Here is a 22,120-nt window from a genome sequence, read left to right as displayed (position 1 = left end):
CAATGAGAAAAATTTATACCATCGGCGAGATCCTGGTTGAGATCATGGCCGATAAGGTTGGCCAATCTTTTACCCATCCAGGCTTATGGAATGGTCCTTTCCCCAGCGGTGCCCCGGCGATTTTTATCGACCAGGTGACCAAGCTGGGCGGGCAGTGCGGCATTATCAGCTGCGTGGGTAACGACGGCTTCGGCACGCTGAATATCGAACGCCTAAAGGCTGACGGAGTGGACACGCGCGGCATCCGTGTGTTGCCGCATGAGACGACCGGCAGCGCCTTTGTTACTTACCACTCCAACGGCGATCGCGATTTTATTTTCAATATCAAGAACGCAGCCTGTGGGAAATTATCGGCCGAGCATGTGAACGCCGAACTGCTGCAGGACTGCCAGCACTTCCACATCATGGGTTCATCGCTGTTTTCCTTCCATATGGTGGATGCGGTGAAGAAGGCGGCGGGGATCGTCAAAGCGAACGGCGGCACCTTGTCTTTCGATCCGAATATCCGCAAGGAAATGCTCAATATCCCCGAGATGCGTGATGCGCTGCATTACGTGCTGGAGCTGACCGATATCTATATGCCGAGTGAAGGCGAAGTGATGCTGCTGTCCTCCCAAACCACGCTGGATGAGGCGATTGCTCGCTACCTGAAGGACGGCATTAAAGAAGTGGTGGTGAAACGCGGCAGTAAAGGGGCGAGCTATTATTCGGCGGATGAAACCCTGCATGTCGACAGCTATGCCGTAGACGAGGTTGATCCGACCGGGGCAGGCGACTGCTTTGGCGGCGCTTATATTGCTTGCCGGTTGCAGGGGCACGGCGTTTCCCAGGCGCTGCGCTATGCCAATGCCTGCGGCGCGCTGGCGGTGACCCGGCGTGGGCCAATGGAAGGCACCTCCACTTTCGCCGAGATCGACGCATTTTTGCAGCAACAACGGACCGTGCCGGTCGGCGCGCTGTAAATAACATTCCAACGTCCTGAATATTCAGTTCAGGACATTGCTTACCCTGTGACTTGAAAGGCGACGGGTAAATGAGGCCAAAAGTATGAAATCTATTATTAAGCAGCATAAAAGCGGCAAGCATATTGGCATCTGTTCGGTTTGCTCGGCACATCCGTTGGTGATCGAGGCCACGTTGCGTTTTGACCTGGCTAGCCAGCGTAAGGTATTGATTGAGGCCACCTCCAACCAGGTGAACCAATTCGGCGGTTACACCGGAATGAAACCGGCGGATTTCCGCGAGTTTGTGTATGCCATTGCCGCCAAGGTGGGTTTCCCACAATCACGGTTGATATTGGGGGGTGACCATCTTGGGCCTAACTGTTGGCAGGATGAACCGGCTGGGCTGGCGATGGAGAAAGCTGAACGCCTGATTACCGATTACGTTCAGGCCGGGTTCAGTAAAATTCATCTGGATGCTTCCATGTCCTGCGCGGACGATCCGGTTCCTCTGCCGCCAACGGTGGTGGCAGAGCGTGCGGCACGGCTATGTGCGGTGGCTGAAGCTGTGGCCACTCCTGAGCAGCGGCAGGCGTTGAGCTACGTGATAGGTACGGAAGTGCCGGTTCCTGGTGGTGAAAGCCACGCTATCGCTCAGGTGCACGTCACGCGGCCACAGGATGCCGCCGAGACCATCGAGACGCATCGGCAGGCGTTTGCTCGCTTAGGTTTGGATCAGGCCATGGGAAGGGTGGTGGGGCTGGTGGTACAGCCGGGAGTCGAGTTCGACCATTCCACGGTGATCCACTACCAGCCGGAACAGGCGCGCCAGCTTTCCGCCATGATTGAGTCAACGCCGTTGGTGTTTGAGGCCCATTCTACGGATTATCAAACCCCGAAAGCGTTCCGCCAGTTGGTGCGCGATCACTTTGCGATCCTGAAAGTCGGCCCGGCGCTGACCTTTGCCCTGCGTGAGGCGATCTTCAGCCTGGCGCTGATCGAGAAGGAGCTGATCGCCGCAGAACAGCAGAGCCACGTGCTGGCGGTGATCGACAGCGTGATGCAGGATGAGCCCAAGTATTGGAAGAAGTATTACGATCCGCGTCATTCGAAGGCGATGATCGATCTGCACTACAGCCTGTCCGATCGGATCCGCTATTACTGGCCTGAAGCGCGCATCAGCGCGGCCATCGACAAGCTGGTGGCAAACCTGAGCGGGGTAACCATTCCGTTGGGTATGCTGAGCCAGTATTTTCCGCTGCAATTTCCACGCCTGATGGCTGGCGAGTGTGCTGGTGACCCACATAGCCTGATGATCGACAAGATCCAGGAAGTATTGCGTGCGTATGCCTATGGGTGTAATGAGCGGCAGGAAGAGGCGCTAAACGTGCTTTGAGGCAGAGACCCCAGCCCCAATAAAAAAACACCGCAGAAGTTCTCATGCGGTGTTTTTTATTAGCCCGATATCGTTAACCGATAATCAGGTTTCCTGCAGACCCAGCTTCTTCTCCAGATAGTGGATGTTGGTGCCACCATGCTGGAAGTTTTCGTCGGTCATGATCTTCTGCTGCAGTTCAACGTTGGTTTTGATGCCATCGATGATCAGCTCAGCCAGGGCGTTCTTCATGCGGGCAATTGCCACGTCACGGTTTTCACCGTAGGTGATCAGCTTGCCAATCATGGAGTCATAGTACGGCGGCACGGTATAGCCAGCGTAGATATGAGATTCCCAACGCACGCCGAAACCACCAGGAGCGTGGAAGCGGGTGATCTTGCCTGGGCTTGGCAGGAAGGTGTTCGGGTCTTCGGCGTTGATACGGCATTCCACCGCATGACCTTGTACCTTCACTTCGTCCTGTTTGATCGACAGCGGTTGACCGGCAGCGATACGCAGCTGCTCTTTGATCAGATCCACGCCGGTGATCATTTCGGTAACCGGGTGTTCCACCTGGATACGGGTGTTCATTTCAATGAAATAGAACTCGCCGTTCTCATACAGGAACTCAAAGGTACCCGCACCGCGGTAGCCGATTTCCACACAGGCTTTTGAGCAGCGCTCGCCGATGTAGCGGCGCAGCTCTGGGGTGATCCCCGGTGCTGGTGCCTCTTCGACCACTTTCTGGTGGCGGCGCTGCATGGAGCAGTCACGTTCAGCCAGATAGATGGCGTTGCCCTGACCGTCTGCCAACACCTGAATTTCGATGTGGCGTGGGTTTTCCAGGTACTTCTCCATATACACCATGTCGTTGTTGAAAGCCGCTTTGGCTTCCGCTTTGGTCATGGAGATGGATTGCTCGAGATCTTTGTCGCCGCGCACAACGCGCATGCCGCGACCGCCGCCGCCACCGGAAGCCTTGATGATCACCGGATAACCGATGCGCTTGGCGAAGGCACGGTTTTTGTCCATGTCATCGGTCAGCGGGCCGTCGGAGCCTGGTACGCAAGGTACGCCGGCTTTTTTCATCGCGCTGATGGCAGAAACCTTGTCACCCATCAGGCGAATGGTTTCGGCGCGTGGGCCGATGAAGATAAAGCCAGAGCGCTCTACCTGCTCGGCAAAGTCGGCGTTCTCGGACAAGAAGCCATAACCCGGGTGGATCGCCACGGCGCCGGTAATTTCGGCGGCGGAGATGATGGCCGGGATGTTCAGATAGCTTTTAACTGACGGTGCAGGGCCGATACAAACGGTCTCATCCGCCAGCAGAACGTGTTTCAGATCGCGGTCGGCACTTGAGTGAACGGCAACGGTTTTGATGCCCAGTTCTTTACAAGCGCGCAGGATACGTAGCGCGATCTCGCCACGGTTGGCGATAACAATTTTATCTAGCATGGTGCGCCTCGTTATTCGATGACGACCAGTGGCTCGTCAAATTCAACCGGTTGGCCGTTTTCTACCAGGATCGCTTTAACCACACCGGATTTGTCAGCTTCAATCTGGTTCATCATTTTCATGGCTTCAACGATGCACAGAGTATCACCAGCATTCACTTTCTGGCCCACTTCCACGAAGGCTTTCGCGTCCGGGCTTGGGGTGCGGTAGAAGGTCCCTACCATTGGTGAACGAACGGTATGGCCACTCATGGCCGCTGGTGCTGCTGGGGTTTCTGCTGCAGCAGGGGCAACGGCGTTGGCCAGAGCAGGTTGCTGCTGCTGGGCTGGCATTGCGTACTGTTGCATCATTGGGTAAGCCTGCACCGGTGCGGCACGGCTGATGCGAACCGACTCTTCGCCTTCAGAGATTTCCAGTTCAGAAATGCCTGATTCTTCAACCAGTTCGATCAGTTTCTTGATTTTACGAATATCCATGAGTGTGATTCCGTACTCTTTTTGTGTAGCAATTAGTGGGTTTTTGACAAACGGCGAACCGCTGCCTGTAAAGCAAATGTGTAGCCATCCGCGCCGAGGCCACAGATCACGCCTACCGCGATATCAGACAGGTAGGAGTGATGACGGAAAGGCTCACGAGCGTACACGTTGGACAGGTGGATCTCGATAAACGGGATCTGTACTGCCAACAGTGCATCGCGCAACGCCACGCTGGTGTGCGTGAATGCGGCAGCGTTAATCAGGATAAAATCCGTATTGCCGCGTGCCTGATGAATGCGTTCGATGAGCGCATGCTCGGCGTTGGACTGCAGATGACTCAGGGTGATATCTAGCGCGAGCGCCTGGTTTTCCAATCCGTTAACAATCTCTGCCAGCGTAGCGCTGCCGTACTTTTCCGGCTCACGCGCCCCCAGCAGATTGAGATTGGGGCCGTTCAGAAGCAAAATGTGAAACTTATCCGCCATTGTGCTGGTATCTCCGGCAATAAAACCATCATCGTAGAAAATAACCCGATGTCACCGATTTGTCACCTGTTACGCGCAGATTTTACAGCTGCGACAGGGACAAGGTCGGGCATTATAACGATATCGTGGCAATTCGCAGCTAAATACTGGTCTTATCAGCGAAGATATTCAACCCTAAATCAGCAAACACCAAGTGCCGCTATTGGATTATGAGGGGTAGAACACAGAAAAGTTCCGCTCCCCGACCTGGGATTTTTACCGTCAATCTTGCCGGTTTTAGCGCGGTTTACGCCACCACGAGCGGAATTTCTTGTAACGCAGAGCTAACAGCAGCAGCGCCAGCGACGCATAAATAAAAGGCTGCGGTGACAACGTTTTTACCGACCAAAGGTAGTGGATCGGTGCCAGGATCGCCACCAGATAGACGAAGTTGTGCAACTTCTGCCAGTTGGCCCCCAATTTACGCTGCGCCCATAGCGTTGAGGTGGCCGCCAGAGCCAGCAAAATCAACCAGCAGAGGATACCTAGCGTCAGATAGGGGCGGGTTACCAGTTCGCGCCCCAGCAAGCCAATGTTGCTCAGCCCCAGTTCCAGCGTCGAGTAGCTTACCAGATGCAAGGTTCCCCAGGCAAAACACCACAAACCCAGCAGGCGTCGGCAACGGATCAGCAACGGCTGGCGTGCGTAGCGGGCCAATGGAGTGACGAGCAGGGTGGCCAGCAGCAATTTCAACGTCATCCTGCCGGTAAAATGCTGGATATCCTTGGCCGGATCGGCGCTCAACCAGCCCTGATCGACGGACAACACCAGCCACAGAAAGGGCAGGAATGCCGCCAGGTAGATGGCAACTTTTAGCCAGGTGATCTGCTTGGGGGTTAAGCGCACTCAGAAGTTCTCCCGTAAATCGAGGCCGCGATAGAGCGAAGCCACCTGATCGGCATAACCGTTAAACAGCAGCGTCGGCTGGCGTTTCACATCCAGAATGCCGCCGGAACCGATAAAGCGTTCGGTGGCCTGCGACCAGCGCGGATGATCGACATGGGGATTCACGTTGGCGTAAAAACCATATTCGTTGGGCGCAGACAAATTCCAGGTGGTTGGCGGTTGTTCGCGGGTCAGGGTGATCTGTACGATAGACTTGATGCCTTTGAAGCCGTACTTCCATGGGGTGATCAGGCGCACCGGAGCACCGTTTTGCGGTGGCAGCATCTTGCCATACACGCCCACGGTCAACAGAGCCAGTGGATGCATGGCTTCATCAAGGCGCAAACCTTCGACATAGGGATACTTGAGGCCACCACCAATAAAGCGATCTTTCTGGCCTGGCATCTGCTCTGGATCGTACAGCGTTTGAAAAGCCACGTAACGCGCATTGCTGTTGGGTTCCGCCAGCTTAAGCAGTTTGCCCAGCTCAAAGCCGATCCACGGCACCACCATCGACCAGGCTTCGACGCAGCGCATGCGATAAATGCGTTGCTCCAGCGGGAAACGCTTGAGTAAATCGTCGATGTCCAGCGTTATAGGCTTGCCGACTTCGCCGTCGATTTTCACCTTCCAGTCCGTCGTTTTCAGGGAGCCTGCGTTGGCCGCGGGATCGGCCTTATCCAGGCCAAATTCGTAAAAATTATTGTACCCCATGACTTTTTCTTCCGGTGTCAGCTCCAGCTTGGCTTGCCAGGCTTCGGGCTTGCTGAAGTCCAGCGGTTTGCCTGCTGGAGCCGGGGGCCGATCGTTACCTTTGAACCAGGAAAGCAAGTCGGCCTGTGCCTGGATGGGCAAAGCCAGTGAGGCTGCCGTGATCCCTAGCGCCTGGAGCACCTTGCGCCGCTGATAGAACACGCTTTCCGGCGTGACATCGGCTTCGGTCAGTTTTCGCTGTTGTTTCATTTTTTATCTCCGCAAGTGATGGTGTAAGCATGGCGTGAAAGCCAACTTTCTGCGAGAGGGGGGATGTAAAGAGAGGTAAACGAGAGGTAATTTCTTGTGGGGAAAAAGCGGGCGCCGGATGCGGCGCCCCACAGATTATGAACGGATTTTTACCAGGGTGCGGCCAGTGATCTGATTGTTCATCAGCGCGGTAGCCGCGGCAGGCACGTCTTCCAGCTGAATTTCCTGGGTGGCTTGATCATAGAAACTTTCTGGCAGAATACCGGCCAGACGTTCCCAGGCGGTTTGGCGACGATGCAGCGGCGTCAGCACCGAATCAACGCCTTGCAGACGCACGTTACGCAAGATAAACGGCATCACGGTAGTCGGCAACTGATAGCCTCCCGCCAGGCCGCAGGCGGCAACGGTGCCGTTATAATTCATCTGCGCCAGCACGCGAGCCAGCAATTTGTCGCCGACGGTGTCGATGGCGCCGGCCCACAGCTGTTTCTCCAGCGGGCGCGGTGTTTCAATATATTCGCTACGGGGCAGCACGGTTTTGGCACCGAGGGATTTCAGATAGTCGGTATTGCTGTCGCGCCCGCTGATGGCGGTGACGCTATAGCCCAGTGCGGACAGTAGGGCGACCGCCGTGCTCCCCACGCCGCCGCTGGCTCCGGTGACCAGCACGTCGCCGTCCTCCGGTTTCACTCCGCCTTCTTCCAGTGCCATCACGCACAGCATGGCGGTAAAGCCGGCGGTGCCGAGGATCATCGCTTTGCGTTCACACAGCCCTTTTGGCAGTGGTACCAGCCATTCGCCGCTAACGCGGGCCTGTTCGCCCAACCCGCCCCAGTGATTTTCGCCAACGCCCCAGCCGGTGAGTACTACGCTCTGGCCTGGTTTAAAACGCGGATCTTTGCTGCTGTGTACCAGGCCTGCAAAATCGATACCAGGCACCATTGGGAAGTGACGAATGATTTTCCCCGTGCCGGTGATCGCCAGGGCATCCTTATAGTTGAGGCTGGACCAGTTGACGTCGACCGTCACATCCCCTTCTGGCAACTGCTCACTATCAATATTCTTGACTTGTGCCAGGGTTTTTTCGCCATCTTGTTCCAATAATAATACGCGCATGCATCGCTCCCCGCTTTTTCATATATTATATGAATGTATGGTTCAGTATTGTCTGACTATATGCATAATAAAAAAGCCTGTCCTGATAAAGGACAAAAAAAGAGTGTTTAATGGTTTTCTTCGTCGGTCAGGCTTGATAGCTTTGTATGAGCTAACCTGATGCTTGGCAAAGAAATTGAAGTCGCTTCATGATTTTTAATATCAGGGTATTGCGTTGTTTTCAATCGAGCAGGAACGGGGCCTTGGAACTTCAAAAGGTGGCTCTTCATTTTATCATCGCGCAGAAGGCACAGGGATGAGATTTACAACCAAACTCTCTGCACTAATCACCCTGCTCGTCGCATTGGCTATGTTTTTGATGCTGATGGGGTGTTCATACAGTTTCTTTTACGTGACTCAGGAGCGCCTAGAGCGTCGTTTTGAAGCCCTGGCCACCTCCATCGATCAGGCAATGCTGCTGCAACCGCTGCAGGCTCAGGATAACTGGCTGCCCCTGGTGATGCGGCCGCTAGGCATCGTGGCGATTAATGTCGATACCGAAACCAGCAACCTTTTCTCCTACAGCCTACCGACCATCAAAGCCCCCTGGGCATCGCTGGCTGGCTACCGCCAAACCTCGTTGACCATGATGCATCACCCCGGCACCCGGGTAAGTGTCACCTACCTCGATCCGTTCGCCAGCGACGTGCGTTCATTGCAGTCCACGGCGGCGGTCACGCTGTCGATCGTCATCATGGTGGTGATACTGCTGTTCAGTTTACGCTGGCTGCGTGAACAGGCGGTAGGTGAAGATCGCCTGGAACGCCGGGCGCGGCGCATTCTCAACGGCGAACGTGAACAGGTGCTGAAGGGAGACGTTCGCGAATGGCCCGCCAGCGTCAGCGGTGCGTTGGATCGGCTGCTGGCCGATCTGGCCGAAGCGCGTGAGGAGCGCAGCCGGGTAGATACCCTGATCCGTGCTTTTGCCGCTCAGGATGCGAAAACCGGCCTCAATAACCGGTTGTTCTTTGATAACCAGCTCACCACTCAGTTGGAAGATGTCGGGTCACACGGCATCGTCATGATGGTGCGCCTGCCAGATTTCGATACCCTGCGTGAAATTCACGGCAATGCCGCGGTGCAGGAGCTGATGTATTCGTTGGTCAACCTGCTGTCCACCTTTGTCATGCGTTACCCTGCCGCCTTGCTGGCCCGTTATTTCCACAGTGATTTTACCGTTCTGCTGCCACACCGCACGCTGAAGGAAGCGGACGGCATCGCGGCGCAACTGGTCAACGCGATCGACTCCTTGCCCTCAACGGCGCTGATTGACCGTGAGGCTTTCCTGCATATCGGTATTGTGGCCTATCGCAGCGGGCAGACCCCGGAAGAGATCATCGATTACGCCGAACAGGCAACCCGTCATGCCGTACTGCAAGGCGAAAACGGCTGGTACGTCTATGACAGTAATGTGCCGGAGAAAGGGCGCGGCAGCGTTAAATGGCGCACTCTGCTGGAACAGGTGCTGGCGCGCGGTGGCCCTCGTTTATATCAAAAACCGGCGGTGACGGTGGAAGGCGATGTGCATCACCGCGAAATCATGAGCCGGATTTATGATGGCGCACAGGAACTGTTGCCTGCCGAGTACATGCCGCTGGTCAATCAGCTTGGCTTGGCGGAAAGCTATGACCGCCAGCAGATGAATCGGATTATTCCTTTATTGGCGCTGTGGCCGGAAGAGACGCTGGCGTTTCCACTATGCGTTGATTCATTATTGCAGCGCAGTTTCCAACGTTGGCTGCGCGATACCCTGTTACAGTGTGAAAAAAGTCACCGCAGGCGAATTCTGATTGAACTTGCAGAGGCAGATGTGTGTCAACATATCGACCGTTTGCGTCCGGTGCTGCGATTGCTGACCGGATTGGGCTGTCGTCTGGCGGTTTCTCAGGCCGGGTTGACGGTGGTGAGTACCTCTTATATCAAGTCGTTACCGGTGGAGATCGTCAAGCTTCACCCAGGGTTGGTACGGAGTATTGACCGGCGGGATGAGAATCAGCTGTTCGTTCAGAGCTTGACCGGTGCCTGCGAAGGTACTCAAGCGAAGGTTTTTGCTGCCAGCGTGCGTACGCGCAATGAATGGCAGACGCTGAAAGAGCGCGGGATCCTTGGTGGGCAGGGGGACTTTTTCGCTTCGCCAGAGCCGATCGATATAGCTCGCAAAAAATATTCGCGTCGATATCGTGTTTAACCTGATGACCGGGCAAAAATTAACGTAGAATGGCCCGTCTTTTCCTGTGGGCGTCAGTAGGTGCTTACCACCGGTGACAATCAGGAAAAATGTTAGATTTTATGAGCTGTGTTACTGCCGTTTGGTACGTTGATTTGGTGGCTAGCTGAGCCTTTGTTGAGGGATATCAGGCCCCATTCGCTTTCCGTGCATTCGGTCACAAATAACGCAGACTAATTTTCACCGAAGTAGGACGTTTTTGCGCCTTGTCGCTGCTTCGTGTGGTTGGTAAAGTAGGCGGATTTTATTTTCCGCCCCCAGCTTGCAGGATTATCCTTTCGTTATGTTTAAGAAATTTCGTGGCATGTTTTCTAATGACTTGTCCATCGACTTGGGTACCGCCAATACCCTGATTTATGTTAAAGGACAAGGCATTGTACTGAATGAACCGTCGGTGGTTGCCATTCGTCAGGATCGTGCCGGCTCACCCAAGAGCGTTGCGGCCGTAGGTCATGACGCCAAGCAAATGCTGGGGCGTACGCCTGGCAATATCGCGGCTATTCGCCCAATGAAAGACGGCGTGATCGCCGACTTCTTTGTCACCGAAAAAATGCTGCAGCATTTCATCAAGCAGGTTCACAGCAACAGCTTTATGCGCCCAAGCCCGCGCGTACTGGTTTGCGTACCTGTTGGTGCCACCCAGGTTGAACGCCGTGCGATCCGTGAGTCCGCTCAGGGCGCAGGCGCGCGTGAAGTCTTCCTGATTGAAGAGCCTATGGCTGCGGCGATCGGTGCGGGTCTGCCAGTATCGGAAGCCACTGGCTCCATGGTGGTTGATATCGGTGGTGGTACTACTGAAGTGGCGGTGATCTCGCTTAACGGTGTGGTGTACTCCTCTTCCGTGCGTATCGGCGGTGACCGCTTTGACGAAGCCATCATTAATTATGTGCGCCGTAACTACGGTTCACTGATCGGTGAAGCTACCGCAGAACGTATCAAGCACGGTATCGGCTCGGCCTATCCGGATGACGAAGTGCGTGAAATTGAAGTGCGTGGCCGTAACCTGGCAGAAGGTGTGCCGCGTGGCTTCACCATGAACTCCAATGAAATTCTCGAAGCTTTGCAGGAACCTCTGACCGGCATCGTCAGCGCGGTCATGGTTGCGCTTGAACAGTGCCCGCCGGAACTGGCTTCCGACATCTCCGAACGCGGTATGGTGCTGACCGGTGGTGGCGCATTGCTGCGTAACCTGGATCGCCTGCTGATGGAAGAGACCGGTATCCCGGTAGTGGTGGCTGAAGATCCTCTCACCTGCGTGGCTCGCGGTGGTGGCAAGGCGTTGGAAATGATCGACATGCATGGCGGCGATTTGTTCAGCGAAGAATAGTGAGCAGCCCCAGAATGGAGGGATCGTAGCGGATGACGGCATTAACCTGGCATCTGGTGCGTTCCCCTTTCTGTTGTCGAGGAACGTGCATAATTTATGAAGCCGATTTTTAGCAGGGGGCCTTCCCTGCAACTACGACTTTTCCTGGCAGTGATCGTGGCGATTGCGTTGATCGTTGCCGACAGCCGGCTCGGTACGTTCGTTAAAATACGAAACTACATGGACACCGCCGTCAGCCCTTTTTACTTCTTGGCTAACGGGCCGCGTAAAGTTTTGGACAGCGTATCGGAAACGCTGGCTACCCGCCAACAGCTAGAGCTGGAAAACCGTGCTCTGCGGCAGGAACTGTTACTCAAAAACAGCGATAATCTTCTTCTTGGCCAATTCAAACAGGAAAATGCCCGTTTGCGTGAGCTGTTAGGCTCGCCGTTGCGCCAGGACGAACACAAAATGGTCACTCAGGTGATCTCTACCGGTTCAGACCCCTATAGCGATCAGGTCGTGATTGATAAAGGGTCGGACAACGGGGTTTATGAAGGCCAGCCGGTTATCAGTGATAAAGGCGTGGTCGGGCAGGTGGTGGCGGTGGCTAAAATGACCAGCCGCGTCCTGCTGATCTGTGATGCTTCCCATGCGTTGCCGATCCAGGTATTGCGCAATGATATCCGGGTGATTGCCGCAGGCAGTGGCTGTACGGATGACCTGCAGTTGGAACATCTGCCGGGCAATACCGATATCCGCGTCGGGGATGTGCTGGTCACCTCCGGTTTGGGCGGGCGCTTCCCGGAAGGGTATCCGGTAGCCGTGGTGTCTTCGGTAAAAGTGGATAACCAACGCGCCTATACCGTGATCCAGGCGCGGCCAACCGCTGGCCTGCAACGCTTGCGCTATCTGTTGTTACTATGGGGCGCCGATCGCAACGGCACCATGCCGCTGCCGCCGGAGGAAGTTCACCGCGTTGCCAATGAACGCCTGATGCAGATGATGCCGCAGGTATTGCCACCGGCTGATGCCATGGGCCCACCGGCTCCGCTGCCGGCTCCCGCTACCGGCACCGTTCAGCCGCCACCGGTGGGGGCAACCCGATGAATCGCTATCGCAGCAACGGGCGCTGGATTATCTGGCTGTCATTCCTGGTAGCATTAGTGCTGCAAATCATGCCGTGGCCGGACCAAATCTACATGTTCCGGCCATCCTGGCTGCTGCTGATCCTCACTTACTGGGTGATGGCGTTACCCCATCGGGTTAACGTCGGCACCGGCTTTATCCTGGGGTTGATCATGGATCTGATCCTGGGTTCCACGCTCGGCGTGCGTGCGCTGGCCATGGGCATCATCGCCTATCTCGTCGCGTTCAAATTCCAATTATTCCGCAATATGGCCCTGTGGCAGCAAGCGCTGATCGTCGTGCTGCTATCATTGGCCATGGACGTGGTGGTGTTCTGGGCGGAGTTTTTAGTGATCAACGTCTCTTTCCGCCCCGAGGTGTTCTGGAGTAGTGTGGTCAACGGCGTGCTTTGGCCGTGGTTATTCCTGCTGATGCGCAAGATCCGCCGTCAGTTTGCCGTACAATGAGGTTATAACGATGTTTTCGCTCTATCTTGCTTCCGGTTCTCCCCGTCGCCATGAACTGCTGACTCTGCTCGGCGTACCGTTTGAAGTGATTCTGACGCATACTGAAGAGCAGCGGCAGGAAGGGGAAGCGGCGGAAAATTACGTTCGCCGTCTGGCGCAGGATAAGGCCAGGGCAGGTGTAACTCTGGCGCAACAGGATTGGCCCGTGCTGGGTGCAGATACTATCGTGGTGTTGAACGGCCAGGTGTTGGAAAAACCGCGGGATGAAGAGCATGCGGCGCAGATGCTGGCAGCCTTGTCCGGGAAACAGCATCAGGTGATGACCGCCGTGGCGATTGCCGATAAACAGGGCGTTTTATGCCAACTGGTGGTCACCGACGTGACGTTCCGCAATCTGTCACCACAGGATATCTGCGACTATATCGCCACAGGCGAACCGATGGATAAAGCGGGCGCTTACGGAATTCAAGGTAAGGGTGGTTGTTTCGTCAGAACGATAACCGGAAGTTATCACGCGGTGATGGGGTTGCCGCTGGTCGAAACACATGAGCTGCTCAGTCATTTTGTCGCATTACGAGAGGTAAGAGCCGGCTGATGCCACCACTAGATTTCCCGTCGCCGCCATAGCGTGAGCACAGGAAAGATAAGGGCAGGCGCTACACCGGCTCTGAGGAGAAAGCATGACAGCTGAGCTACTGGTAAATATTACGCCGTCGGAAACGCGGGTTGCCTATATTGACGGCGGCATTCTGCAAGAGATCCATATTGAGCGCGAAGCCAAGCGTGGCATCGTTGGCAATATCTACAAAGGGCGTGTCAGCCGCGTGTTACCCGGCATGCAGGCGGCCTTTGTCGATATTGGCCTGGATAAAGCGGCCTTCCTGCACGCCTCCGATATCATGCCGCACACCGAGTGTGTTGCCGGTGATGAACAAAAGAATTTCTCCGTGCGCGATATCGCCGAACTGGTGCGCCAAGGGCAGGATCTGATGGTTCAGGTGGTGAAAGATCCGCTTGGCACCAAAGGGGCACGCCTGACTACCGATATTACTCTACCTTCGCGCTACCTGGTCTTTATGCCGGGCGCAGCACACGTGGGTGTTTCCCAACGTATTGAAAGCGAAGCCGAACGCGAGCGTCTCAAGCGTGCCGTGGCGGGATATTGCGACGATCTGGGCGGCTTTATCATCCGCACTGCGGCTGAAGGGGTAGGTGAAGAAGAGCTGGCGCAGGATGCCGCCTTCCTCAAGCGCTTGTGGACCAAGGTCATGGAGCGCAAAAAGCGCAACCAGACCAAGTACAAACTGTATGGCGAACTGGCGTTGGCGCACCGTATCCTGCGCGACTTTGCCGGGGCGGCGCTGGATCGTATCCGCGTCGACTCGCGCCTGACGCATGACCAATTGGTGGAATTTACCGGCGAGTACATCCCGGATATCACCAATAAGCTGGAGCTGTATACCGGCAGCCAGCCGATCTTCGATCTGTACGACGTCGAGAACGAGATCCAGCGGGCGCTTGAACGCAAGGTTGAATTGAAGTCCGGCGGTTACCTGATCATTGATCAAACCGAAGCCATGACCACCGTGGATATCAACACCGGGGCCTTTGTCGGCCACCGCAATCTTGATGAGACCATCTTCAATACCAACATCGAAGCGACGCAGGCCATTGCCCGCCAGCTGCGGCTGCGCAACCTGGGCGGCATCATCATCATTGATTTCATCGATATGAACAATGATGAGCACCGCCGCCGGGTATTGCACTCGTTGGAACTGGCGTTGAGTAAAGATCGGGTAAAAACCACAATCAATGGTTTCTCTCAGCTAGGCTTAGTGGAGATGACGCGTAAACGCACGCGTGAAAGTATTGAGCATGTGCTGTGTAACGACTGCCCGACCTGCCAAGGGCGCGGAACGGTGAAAACGGTGGAAACCGTCTGCTATGAGATTATGCGTGAGATCGTGCGCGTGCATCATGCTTACGATTCCGATCGTTTCCTGGTCTATGCCTCTGCGGCCGTGGGTGAAGCGCTGAAAAGTGAAGAGTCACACGCGCTGGCGGAAGTGGAAATCTTCGTTGGCAAACAGGTCAAGGTGCAGATCGAACCTTTATACAGCCAGGAACAGTTTGACGTTGTGATGATGTAATACCCCTCACCCCAACCCTCTCCCATGGGGAGAGGGAGCTGTTAGTTCCTGCTCTTCTGGAGGTAAAGAAGTGATTTGGGCACCGTGATCGCCCCCTCATGCAGGTGGAATAGCCGGTGCTTATGAAGGGTCACAACCCTCTTTCGCGGGGAGAGGGAGCTGTTAGTTCCTGCTCTTTTGGAGGTAAAGAAGTGATTTGGGCACCGTGATCGCCCCCTCATGCAGGTGGAATAGCCGGTGCTTATGAAGGATCACAACCCTCTTTCGCGGGGAGAGGGAGCTGTTAGTTCCTGCTCTTTTGGAGGTAAAGAAGTGATTTGGGCACCGTGTTCGCCCCCTCATGCAGGTGGAATAGCCGGTGCTTATGAAGGATCACAACCCTCTTTCGCGGGGAGAGGGAGCTGTTAGTTCCTGCTCTTTTGGAGGTAAAGAAGTCATCTAGGCAACCGTGATCGGCTCCGCATCCAAGGTGGATCATCCGGTGCTCATGAAGGATCACAATACTTTCAGCCTAACTCGATCGGTCCCCTCTCCCTGTGGGAGAGGGTTAGGGTGAGGGGCACAAGCGTTAGGTTATATATTTGGTCATTAAGGAGAAATGCGTGAGGCGACTGCCCGGGATCCTGTTAGCCACAGGCGCCATTTTGATTGTTGTTGTGGCGTTGCTGATCAGCGGGTTGCGTCTGGTGCTGCCTGAGCTTAACCACTATCGCCCGCAATTGCTGGAGAAGGTGCAGGCGATCGCCGGGGTGCCCGTCGAGGCCGACTTTATCCAGGGCAGTTGGGAAACCTTTGGCCCCACGCTGGAGGCCCGCAACATCCGTTTGGCCCTGCCAACAAGCAAAATCCAGATCGAGCGCGTCACGCTGGCGCTGGACGTGTGGCAATCCCTGCTGCATTGGCGCTGGCAGTTCCGCGATCTCACCTTCTATCAGTTGCAGCTTGATCTTGACGCGACGCTCGGGGGGGAAGGTAGCAATGGCCTTACCCCGAACGGAGTCAGCGATCTGTTCCTGTATCAGTTGGATCACTTTGATCTGCGCAACAGCCGCCTCTCGTTCCTTACCCCATCAGGCTCGCGTGCTGAATTTCATATCCCGCAAATGACCTGGCTCAACAGCTATAACCGCCATCGCGCGGAAGGTCAAATCAGCCTGACCAGCCTGAATGGCCAGCACGGTGCGGTACAGTTACGCCTGGATCTGCGGGATGAGCAGGGGTTGCTCAATACCGGCACCATCTATATGCAGGCCGACGAAATCGACATGAAGCCCTGGTTCAGCCGCTGGCTGAAAACCAATACCGGTCTCGAAAGTGCCGATTTCAGCCTGGCCGCCTGGCTCAATATCAAAAATGGCGCAATCTACAGCGGTAATGCCCTGCTTAATAAAGGCACCGCCAGTTGGTTGGCGGGTGGCGATCAACACCGGTTGGACGTCGATAATCTGGCGCTGGCACTGAGCCGTGAGGGCAACGGCTGGCAGGTGTATGCACCTGCCCTGAACCTGAAAACCGATGGCCAAGCCTGGGCACCCGGAACCCTTACTGCGCTGTGGTTGCCGGAAAATACCCAATTTATCGGGCCAAACCAGAGTGAAGAACTCCGTATCCGTGCCACCGGCATCCAGTTGGAACGTTTGGAAGCGTTGCTGCCTACCTTCTCGTTCCTCAGCCCGGAAGTGCTGGAGCACTGGAAAGACTTACAACCTCGCGGCATGCTTAGGGCGCTGGCGTTGGATATCCCGCTGCAACAGCCGGAAAAAACCCGTTTTCAGGCGTGGTGGCAGGATCTGAGCTGGCAACACTGGAAACTGTTGCCGGGCGTCGATCACTTTTCCGGCGCGTTAACCGGGGGCGTGGAAAACGGCCGTCTGACGCTGGGGCTGAATAACAGCACGCTGCCTTATGGCGATATGTTCCGGGCACCGTTGGAGATCGGCCGTGCGAGCGGAGCGTTGACCTGGCAAAACAACGCTCAAGGCTGGCAATTGGCAAGCCAAAGTCTGGATGTACAGTCCAAATCCCTGTGGATTAACGGTGATTTCCGCTATCAGCAACCGGCCAACGGCGAGCCTTGGCTGGATATTCTGGCTGGCATCCGTTTGTATGATGCCGCCGATGCCTGGCGTTATTTCCCTGAACCGCTGATGGGTAAACATTTGGTGGATTATCTCAGCGAGGCGATCCAGGGTGGGCAGGTTGATAATGCTTCCCTGATTTATGCGGGCGATCCGCAGCACTTCCCGTATGAGAAGAACGAAGGGCAGTTTCAGGTGTTTGTCCCACTACGCCACGCTACCTTCCAGTTCCAGCCGGAATGGCCAGCGCTGGACGATCTGGCGATCGACCTCGACTTTGCCAACAATGGCCTGTGGATGAATGCGCCGCAAACCAAACTGGGCACTGCGACGGGCAGAAATATTAGCGCCGTCATTCCGGACTATAGCAAACAACGCCTGTTGATTGATGCCGACGTTGCGGGCACCGGGCAAGCTATCCACGACTATTTCATGCAGACCCCACTGGATGACTCTGTCGGGGCGGCGTTAGATGAGCTGCAGGTGGGTGGCAATGTAAGTGGGCGCTTACATCTGAATATTCCGTTGGACGGTGAGCTGGTTAACGCCAGCGGTGAAGTGACGCTGAATAACAACTCGTTGTTGGTCAAGCCGCTGGAGAGCCAGCTAGAGAGAGTAAGCGGCAAGTTCCGTTTCGACAACGGCAACCTGCAGAGCGATACCCTGACGGCCAACTGGTTTGGGCAGCCGCTGACGGTCAACTTCGATACGCTGGAAGGCAAACAGGATTATAAGGTTAACGTTGGGCTGAAAGGCGATTGGCAACCGGCCAAGGTTGAAGGCCTGCCGCCAGAGTTTGCCAAAAAGCTGGCAGGCAGCGCCGCCTGGCAGGGTAAAGTGGCCATCAACCTGCCGCATAAAGGCGAGCCGAACTATGAGATTGGTGTGAATGCCGATCTGAAAAAAGTAAGCAGTCACTTACCTTCTCCCCTGAATAAAGCCGCAGGGGAAGCGTTACCCGTTAACGTAAAAGTGAACGGCGGCCTGCAAGGATTGATGCTCAATGGCAGTGCGGGCAAGCAAAACCACTTCAACAGCGAATGGCTGTTGGCCAAACAGCAGGTTACGCTGGCACGTGCCGCTTGGCAAACCGGCGGTTCCGCTACCCCAACGTTACCCAAAGATAAATCCCTGGTGCTCAATCTGCCCGCGTTGGATGGCGAGCAGTGGCTGGGGCTATTGGCACCGGCGATGAAGCAAAGCAGCGGTGCAGGTAAGGTGGGCAGCTTTGTGTTCCCAACCAGCGTAACGCTCGAAACCCCACAGCTGACGCTGGGCGGACAGGCGTGGCATAACCTTCAGCTGGCGGTCGTGCAGCAGTTGGCGGGAACGACCGTCACCGCCAAGGGTAAAGAGATTGATGGTAGCCTGTCGATGCCGGATAAGGGCGTGTGGCGTGCGGATCTCGGCTATCTTTACTACAACCCGCAGTTTGCCAGCGGCGACGGCAGTGCTGGTGGAACCAACCCGTTGGACTCGAAGGAGCGGATCTCGTTCCAGGATTGGCCTTCGCTGATGTTGCGTTGTAAATCCTGCTGGGTGATGGGGCAGAATCTTGGCACGGTGGAGGCCGATCTCAAACGTGAGGGGGATTCTCTGGTGCTAAGCCATGGCCTGGTAGATACCGGCTATGGCCGTATGAGCGCCACCGGCCTGTGGAAACAAAACGCTCAGGAAGAGCGCAGTGCGTTAAAGGGCAAACTGCTGGGCAGCAAAATCGATCGCACCGCCAGTTTCTTCGGCGTGATCATTCCATTAAAAGACGCGCCTTACGATATCGATTTTGATCTGCACTGGCATGGGCAGCCATGGAAACCGCAGATCAACACGCTCAATGGCACCATGAAGGTCGATCTGGGCAAAGGCGAGATTGACAACGTCGGCGGTGGCCGGGCTGGGCAGTTGTTACGCCTGGTCAGCTTTGATGCCCTGCTGCGCAAATTACAGTTCGACTTCCGTGATACCTTCGGTAATGGATTTTACTTTGACTCCATACGCGGCACTATCTGGGCGAAAGATGGCATAATGCATACAGATAACTTTTTGGTGGATGGGCTGGCGGCGGATATCGCCATGAGCGGCCAGATCGACCTGGTGAAACGCCAGATTGATATGCAGGCCGTGATAGCGCCAGAGATCTCGGCGACGGTCGGAGTGGCGACCGCGTTTGTAATCAACCCGATTGTGGGGGCGGCGGTGTTTGCGGCCTCGAAAGTGCTGGGGCCGTTGTGGAGCAAGATCTCGTTTATCCGCTATGACATTACCGGCAGCCTGGACCACCCAAGTATTCATGAGGTGTTGCGTAAGCCAAAAGAGGATAAATCGCCATGAAAAATGCTAACGTTGCGTTATTACAGCTGTGTAGCGGTGAGCAGATACGGGACAACCTGGCCCAGATTGAGCAGCAGATCAAGCAGCTCAATCCCGGGATAAAACTGGTGATGACTCCGGAGAACGCCTTACTGTTTGCCAACTCGGCCGCCTACCGTGAACATGCGGAAACGGAAGGTCACGGGCCGCTGCAGCAGGCGGTGCGCGATATGGCTCGCCGTTATGGGGTATGGTTGCTGGTTGGCTCTATGCCATTGATCAGCCGCGAAGATCCGACGCGCATCACCACCAGCAGCCTGCTGTTTGACGATCAGGGCGAAATCCGTGGCCGTTACGACAAACTGCACATGTTCGACGTAGATATCAATGATATCCACGCCCATTACCGCGAGTCAGATACCTATCAGCATGGCCAGCAATTAACGGTGGTTGATACGCCGGTTGGCCGCTTGGGGATGACGATATGCTACGACCTGCGCTTCCCTGGCCTGTATCAGGCGCTGCGTGCGAAAGGTGCGGAGCTGATCTCGGTTCCCGCCGCATTTACCCGCGTGACCGGTGAGGCACACTGGGAAATTTTGCTGCGTGCCCGCGCTATCGAGAACCAGTGTGTGATCTTGGCTCCCGCGCAGGTAGGCCGCCACGGGGCAACCCGCCGTACCTGGGGACATTCCATGGTGGTAGACAGCTGGGGCAATGTGCTGGCAGAAAACCCCGACGCCGTGTCCGCGCTGAAAGTGCGCGTAAATACCGGCAAGTTGCATACGGTACGCAAGCAGATGCCGGTAATGCAACATAACCGATTCCAGCCGACGCTGATTGCGCCGGTTGAAAACTCCGCCAATAAAGAGTGAAAAAATTATGAGCCTGTCGTTTGTCAGTGAGCAGTTACTCGCTGTGAATAAGCTGAGTCATCAAGACCTGTTCTCCGTATTGGGTCAACTGGCCGAACGCCGCCTCGATTACGCCGACCTCTATTTTCAGTCCAGCTACCACGAAGCCTGGGTGATTGAGGATGGCATCATCAAAGATGGCTCGTACAATATCGACCAGGGCGTTGGCGTGCGCGCGGTCAGCGGTGAAAAGACCGGCTTTGCCTATGCGGACCAAATCACCCTGAACGCCCTGAACCAAAGTGCACAGGCTGCTCGTAGCATTGTGCGTGACAGCGGCAATGGCAAAGTCCATACGCTGGGTGAGATCGGCTATCAGGCGCTGTATCCTTTGCTCGATCCGCTGCAAAGCCTGCCGCGGGAAGAGAAGATCGCGCTGTTGCATCGGGTAGACAAGGTCGCGCGTGCTGAAGACAAGCGCGTGCAGGAAGTGACGGCCAGCATTACCGGCGTGTATGAGCAGATACTGGTTGCGGCAACGGACGGCACCCTGGCGGCGGACGTTCGACCGCTGGTGCGTTTCTCCGTCAGCGTGCTGGTGGAAGAAGACGGCAAGCGTGAGCGCGGAGCCAGCGGTGGCGGTGGCCGTTTTGGCTATGACTACTTTCTGGAAGTGGTGGACGGTGAAGTGCGTGCCGATGCTTTTGCCAAAGAAGCGGTGCGTATGGCGCTGGTCAACCTCTCTGCCGTGGCTGCCCCTGCGGGCACCATGCCTGTGGTACTGGGCGCGGGTTGGCCGGGCGTGTTGCTGCATGAAGCGGTCGGTCACGGGCTGGAAGGCGACTTCAACCGCCGTGGCACCTCGGTATTCAGCGGCCAGATGGGCCAGCTAGTGGCTTCTGAGCTGTGCACCGTGGTGGATGATGGCACCTTGCAAGGCCGCCGTGGTTCACTGGCGATCGATGACGAAGGCGTACCGGGCCAATACAACGTGCTGATTGAGAACGGCATCCTGAAAGGCTACATGCAGGATAAACTCAACGCACGGCTGATGGGCGTTGCGCCTACCGGCAACGGCCGCCGCGAGTCTTATGCTCACCTGCCGATGCCGCGTATGACCAACACCTACATGCTGGCGGGCAAATCGACGCCGGAAGATATTATCGCCAGCGTGGAGTATGGCCTTTATGCGCCAAACTTCGGCGGTGGTCAGGTTGATATCACCTCCGGGAAATTTGTCTTCTCCACCTCTGAAGCCTATCTGATCGAAAATGGCCGCGTCACCAAACCGGTGAAGGGTGCCACGTTGATTGGTTCAGGTATTGAGGCGATGCAGCAGATTTCGATGGTGGGTAACGATCTGGCGCTGGATAAGGGCGTAGGCGTGTGCGGTAAAGAAGGGCAGAGCCTGCCGGTAGGCGTTGGCCAACCGACGCTGAAGCTGGATTCACTTACCGTGGGCGGAACGGCGTAATAAGCGCGGTTTAATGTATCAAGCCCTGACCCTCGCGGGTTGGGGTCAAAGCTAATAGCTAAATGTGATAGTCAACTAAGAGCGATAAGTGGACGTTGATAACATCACGCGGTGTTAATCAATTGGGAACAGGTCACTTCGTTTGCGTATACTAATCACTACATTCTCTATTGGAGAAAGTGCTCCAGCAATCAGAAATTGCAATGCTCTTTTCAGGCCGGAGCTACCGACCACGGGAGCTTTCCCTTCAATTATCCTGAGACGCCATCACAGAACTAGTGCTGACGCCCTCTTTATCTGAAGACACATGGCAGTAGACCTTTAAACAGACTGATTTTCAACAACGCTTCAT

17 protein-coding genes are annotated in these 22,120 nt (G+C 55.6%); 11 read left to right on the top strand and 6 right to left on the bottom strand.

The annotated features are described in order from the left end of the window. Window positions 1-2 precede the first annotated feature (2 nt). Together KGP26_RS25485 and gatZ are read left to right on the top strand one after the other, a co-directional pair. Window positions 3-962: a sugar kinase gene (locus tag KGP26_RS25485; RefSeq protein ID WP_115159786.1), complete on the top strand. Its 960-nt coding sequence runs from the start codon at window positions 3-5 to the stop codon at window positions 960-962. 85 nt (window positions 963-1,047) lie between these two features. Next, window positions 1,048-2,337 carry a tagatose-bisphosphate aldolase subunit GatZ gene (gatZ, locus tag KGP26_RS25480; protein WP_223664737.1) on the top strand — a complete coding sequence of 430 codons (1,290 nt, stop codon included), beginning with the start codon at window positions 1,048-1,050 and terminating at the stop codon, window positions 2,335-2,337. Between the two features lie 84 nt (window positions 2,338-2,421). Here gatZ and accC read toward each other — a convergent pair whose 3' ends face one another. The 6 genes from accC to KGP26_RS25450 form a co-directional block, all read right to left on the bottom strand. After that, a complete protein-coding gene (gene accC / locus KGP26_RS25475; protein WP_021180772.1) occupies window positions 2,422-3,771 on the bottom strand; it encodes an acetyl-CoA carboxylase biotin carboxylase subunit in 1,350 nt (449 codons plus the stop codon). An 11-nt stretch (window positions 3,772-3,782) separates the two neighbouring features. After that, entirely contained in the window at window positions 3,783-4,247 is a 465-nt protein-coding gene (accB, locus tag KGP26_RS25470; RefSeq protein ID WP_059199002.1) for an acetyl-CoA carboxylase biotin carboxyl carrier protein, read from the bottom strand. Between the two features lie 32 nt (window positions 4,248-4,279). Then, complete coding sequence (aroQ, locus tag KGP26_RS25465) at window positions 4,280-4,732, bottom strand: type II 3-dehydroquinate dehydratase (RefSeq protein ID WP_021180770.1); 453 nt, start codon at window positions 4,730-4,732, stop codon at window positions 4,280-4,282. A gap of 276 nt (window positions 4,733-5,008) precedes the next feature. Further along, a complete protein-coding gene (gene msrQ / locus KGP26_RS25460; protein WP_059199001.1) occupies window positions 5,009-5,617 on the bottom strand; it encodes a protein-methionine-sulfoxide reductase heme-binding subunit MsrQ in 609 nt (202 codons plus the stop codon). Then, on the bottom strand, window positions 5,618-6,619 hold the full coding sequence (gene msrP / locus KGP26_RS25455) for a protein-methionine-sulfoxide reductase catalytic subunit MsrP (RefSeq protein WP_021180768.1): 1,002 nt from the start codon (window positions 6,617-6,619) through the stop codon (window positions 5,618-5,620). Between the two features lie 135 nt (window positions 6,620-6,754). Further along, window positions 6,755-7,735, bottom strand: coding sequence for an MDR family oxidoreductase (locus KGP26_RS25450; RefSeq protein WP_059199000.1), 981 nt, complete (start codon window positions 7,733-7,735; stop codon window positions 6,755-6,757). Window positions 7,736-8,030: 295 nt separating this feature from the next. On the opposite strand from KGP26_RS25450, the gene csrD reads away from it, so the two are divergent. From csrD to tldD, 9 genes are all read left to right on the top strand, one after another. Continuing rightward, window positions 8,031-9,962, top strand: a complete 1,932-nt coding sequence (csrD, locus tag KGP26_RS25445; RefSeq protein WP_021807014.1) for an RNase E specificity factor CsrD — start codon at window positions 8,031-8,033, stop codon at window positions 9,960-9,962. A gap of 322 nt (window positions 9,963-10,284) precedes the next feature. Continuing rightward, the gene (gene mreB / locus KGP26_RS25440; protein WP_021180765.1) at window positions 10,285-11,328 is read left to right on the top strand and encodes a rod shape-determining protein MreB; all 1,044 of its coding nucleotides are present in this window, start codon (window positions 10,285-10,287) and stop codon (window positions 11,326-11,328) included. A gap of 96 nt (window positions 11,329-11,424) precedes the next feature. After that, window positions 11,425-12,417 carry a rod shape-determining protein MreC gene (gene mreC, locus KGP26_RS25435; RefSeq protein WP_021180764.1) on the top strand — a complete coding sequence of 331 codons (993 nt, stop codon included), beginning with the start codon at window positions 11,425-11,427 and terminating at the stop codon, window positions 12,415-12,417. After that, complete coding sequence (gene mreD, locus KGP26_RS25430) at window positions 12,414-12,902, top strand: rod shape-determining protein MreD (RefSeq protein WP_021180763.1); 489 nt, start codon at window positions 12,414-12,416, stop codon at window positions 12,900-12,902. Before mreC ends, mreD begins: the two co-directional genes overlap by 4 nt. Before the next feature lie 10 nt (window positions 12,903-12,912). Continuing rightward, window positions 12,913-13,497, top strand: coding sequence for a nucleoside triphosphate pyrophosphatase (locus tag KGP26_RS25425; RefSeq protein ID WP_021180762.1), 585 nt, complete (start codon window positions 12,913-12,915; stop codon window positions 13,495-13,497). 85 nt (window positions 13,498-13,582) lie between these two features. Next, entirely contained in the window at window positions 13,583-15,052 is a 1,470-nt protein-coding gene (gene rng, locus KGP26_RS25420; protein WP_021807013.1) for a ribonuclease G, read from the top strand. A 602-nt stretch (window positions 15,053-15,654) separates the two neighbouring features. Continuing rightward, window positions 15,655-19,461: an AsmA2 domain-containing protein YhdP gene (gene yhdP, locus KGP26_RS25415; RefSeq protein WP_223664736.1), complete on the top strand. Its 3,807-nt coding sequence runs from the start codon at window positions 15,655-15,657 to the stop codon at window positions 19,459-19,461. Then, a complete protein-coding gene (nit1, locus tag KGP26_RS25410) occupies window positions 19,458-20,315 on the top strand; it encodes a deaminated glutathione amidase (RefSeq protein ID WP_094981526.1) in 858 nt (285 codons plus the stop codon). The genes yhdP and nit1 overlap by 4 nt, the downstream gene beginning before the upstream one ends. A 7-nt stretch (window positions 20,316-20,322) precedes the next feature. Further along, window positions 20,323-21,768: a metalloprotease TldD gene (gene tldD / locus KGP26_RS25405; protein ID WP_021807011.1), complete on the top strand. Its 1,446-nt coding sequence runs from the start codon at window positions 20,323-20,325 to the stop codon at window positions 21,766-21,768. Window positions 21,769-22,120: the final 352 nt, after the last annotated feature.

Origin of the sequence: Serratia sp. JSRIV002 (genome assembly GCF_019968725.1) — a bacterium.
Lineage (GTDB): Bacteria > Pseudomonadota > Gammaproteobacteria > Enterobacterales > Enterobacteriaceae > Chania > Chania fonticola_B.
Note: the sequence above shows the minus strand (reverse complement) of the source record. Positions and strands in the feature narration are given on the sequence as shown.

Bases quoted from the DNA above. Each gene is read 5' to 3' on its own strand.
- nit1 (WP_094981526.1), top strand. From the start codon at position 19,458: ATGAAAAATGCTAACGTTGCGTTATTACAGCTGTGTAGCGGTGAGCAG.
- rng (WP_021807013.1), top strand. From the start codon at position 13,583: ATGACAGCTGAGCTACTGGTAAATATTACGCCGTCGGAAACGCGGGTT.
- csrD (WP_021807014.1), top strand. From the start codon at position 8,031: ATGAGATTTACAACCAAACTCTCTGCACTAATCACCCTGCTCGTCGCA.
- KGP26_RS25485 (WP_115159786.1), top strand. From the start codon at position 3: ATGAGAAAAATTTATACCATCGGCGAGATCCTGGTTGAGATCATGGCC.
- accC (WP_021180772.1), bottom strand. From the start codon at position 3,771: ATGCTAGATAAAATTGTTATCGCCAACCGTGGCGAGATCGCGCTACGT.
- mreD (WP_021180763.1), top strand. From the start codon at position 12,414: ATGAATCGCTATCGCAGCAACGGGCGCTGGATTATCTGGCTGTCATTC.
- KGP26_RS25450 (WP_059199000.1), bottom strand. From the start codon at position 7,735: ATGCGCGTATTATTATTGGAACAAGATGGCGAAAAAACCCTGGCACAA.
- aroQ (WP_021180770.1), bottom strand. From the start codon at position 4,732: ATGGCGGATAAGTTTCACATTTTGCTTCTGAACGGCCCCAATCTCAAT.
- gatZ (WP_223664737.1), top strand. From the start codon at position 1,048: ATGAAATCTATTATTAAGCAGCATAAAAGCGGCAAGCATATTGGCATC.
- accB (WP_059199002.1), bottom strand. From the start codon at position 4,247: ATGGATATTCGTAAAATCAAGAAACTGATCGAACTGGTTGAAGAATCA.
- mreB (WP_021180765.1), top strand. From the start codon at position 10,285: ATGTTTAAGAAATTTCGTGGCATGTTTTCTAATGACTTGTCCATCGAC.
- KGP26_RS25425 (WP_021180762.1), top strand. From the start codon at position 12,913: ATGTTTTCGCTCTATCTTGCTTCCGGTTCTCCCCGTCGCCATGAACTG.
- msrP (WP_021180768.1), bottom strand. From the start codon at position 6,619: ATGAAACAACAGCGAAAACTGACCGAAGCCGATGTCACGCCGGAAAGC.
- mreC (WP_021180764.1), top strand. From the start codon at position 11,425: ATGAAGCCGATTTTTAGCAGGGGGCCTTCCCTGCAACTACGACTTTTC.
- tldD (WP_021807011.1), top strand. From the start codon at position 20,323: ATGAGCCTGTCGTTTGTCAGTGAGCAGTTACTCGCTGTGAATAAGCTG.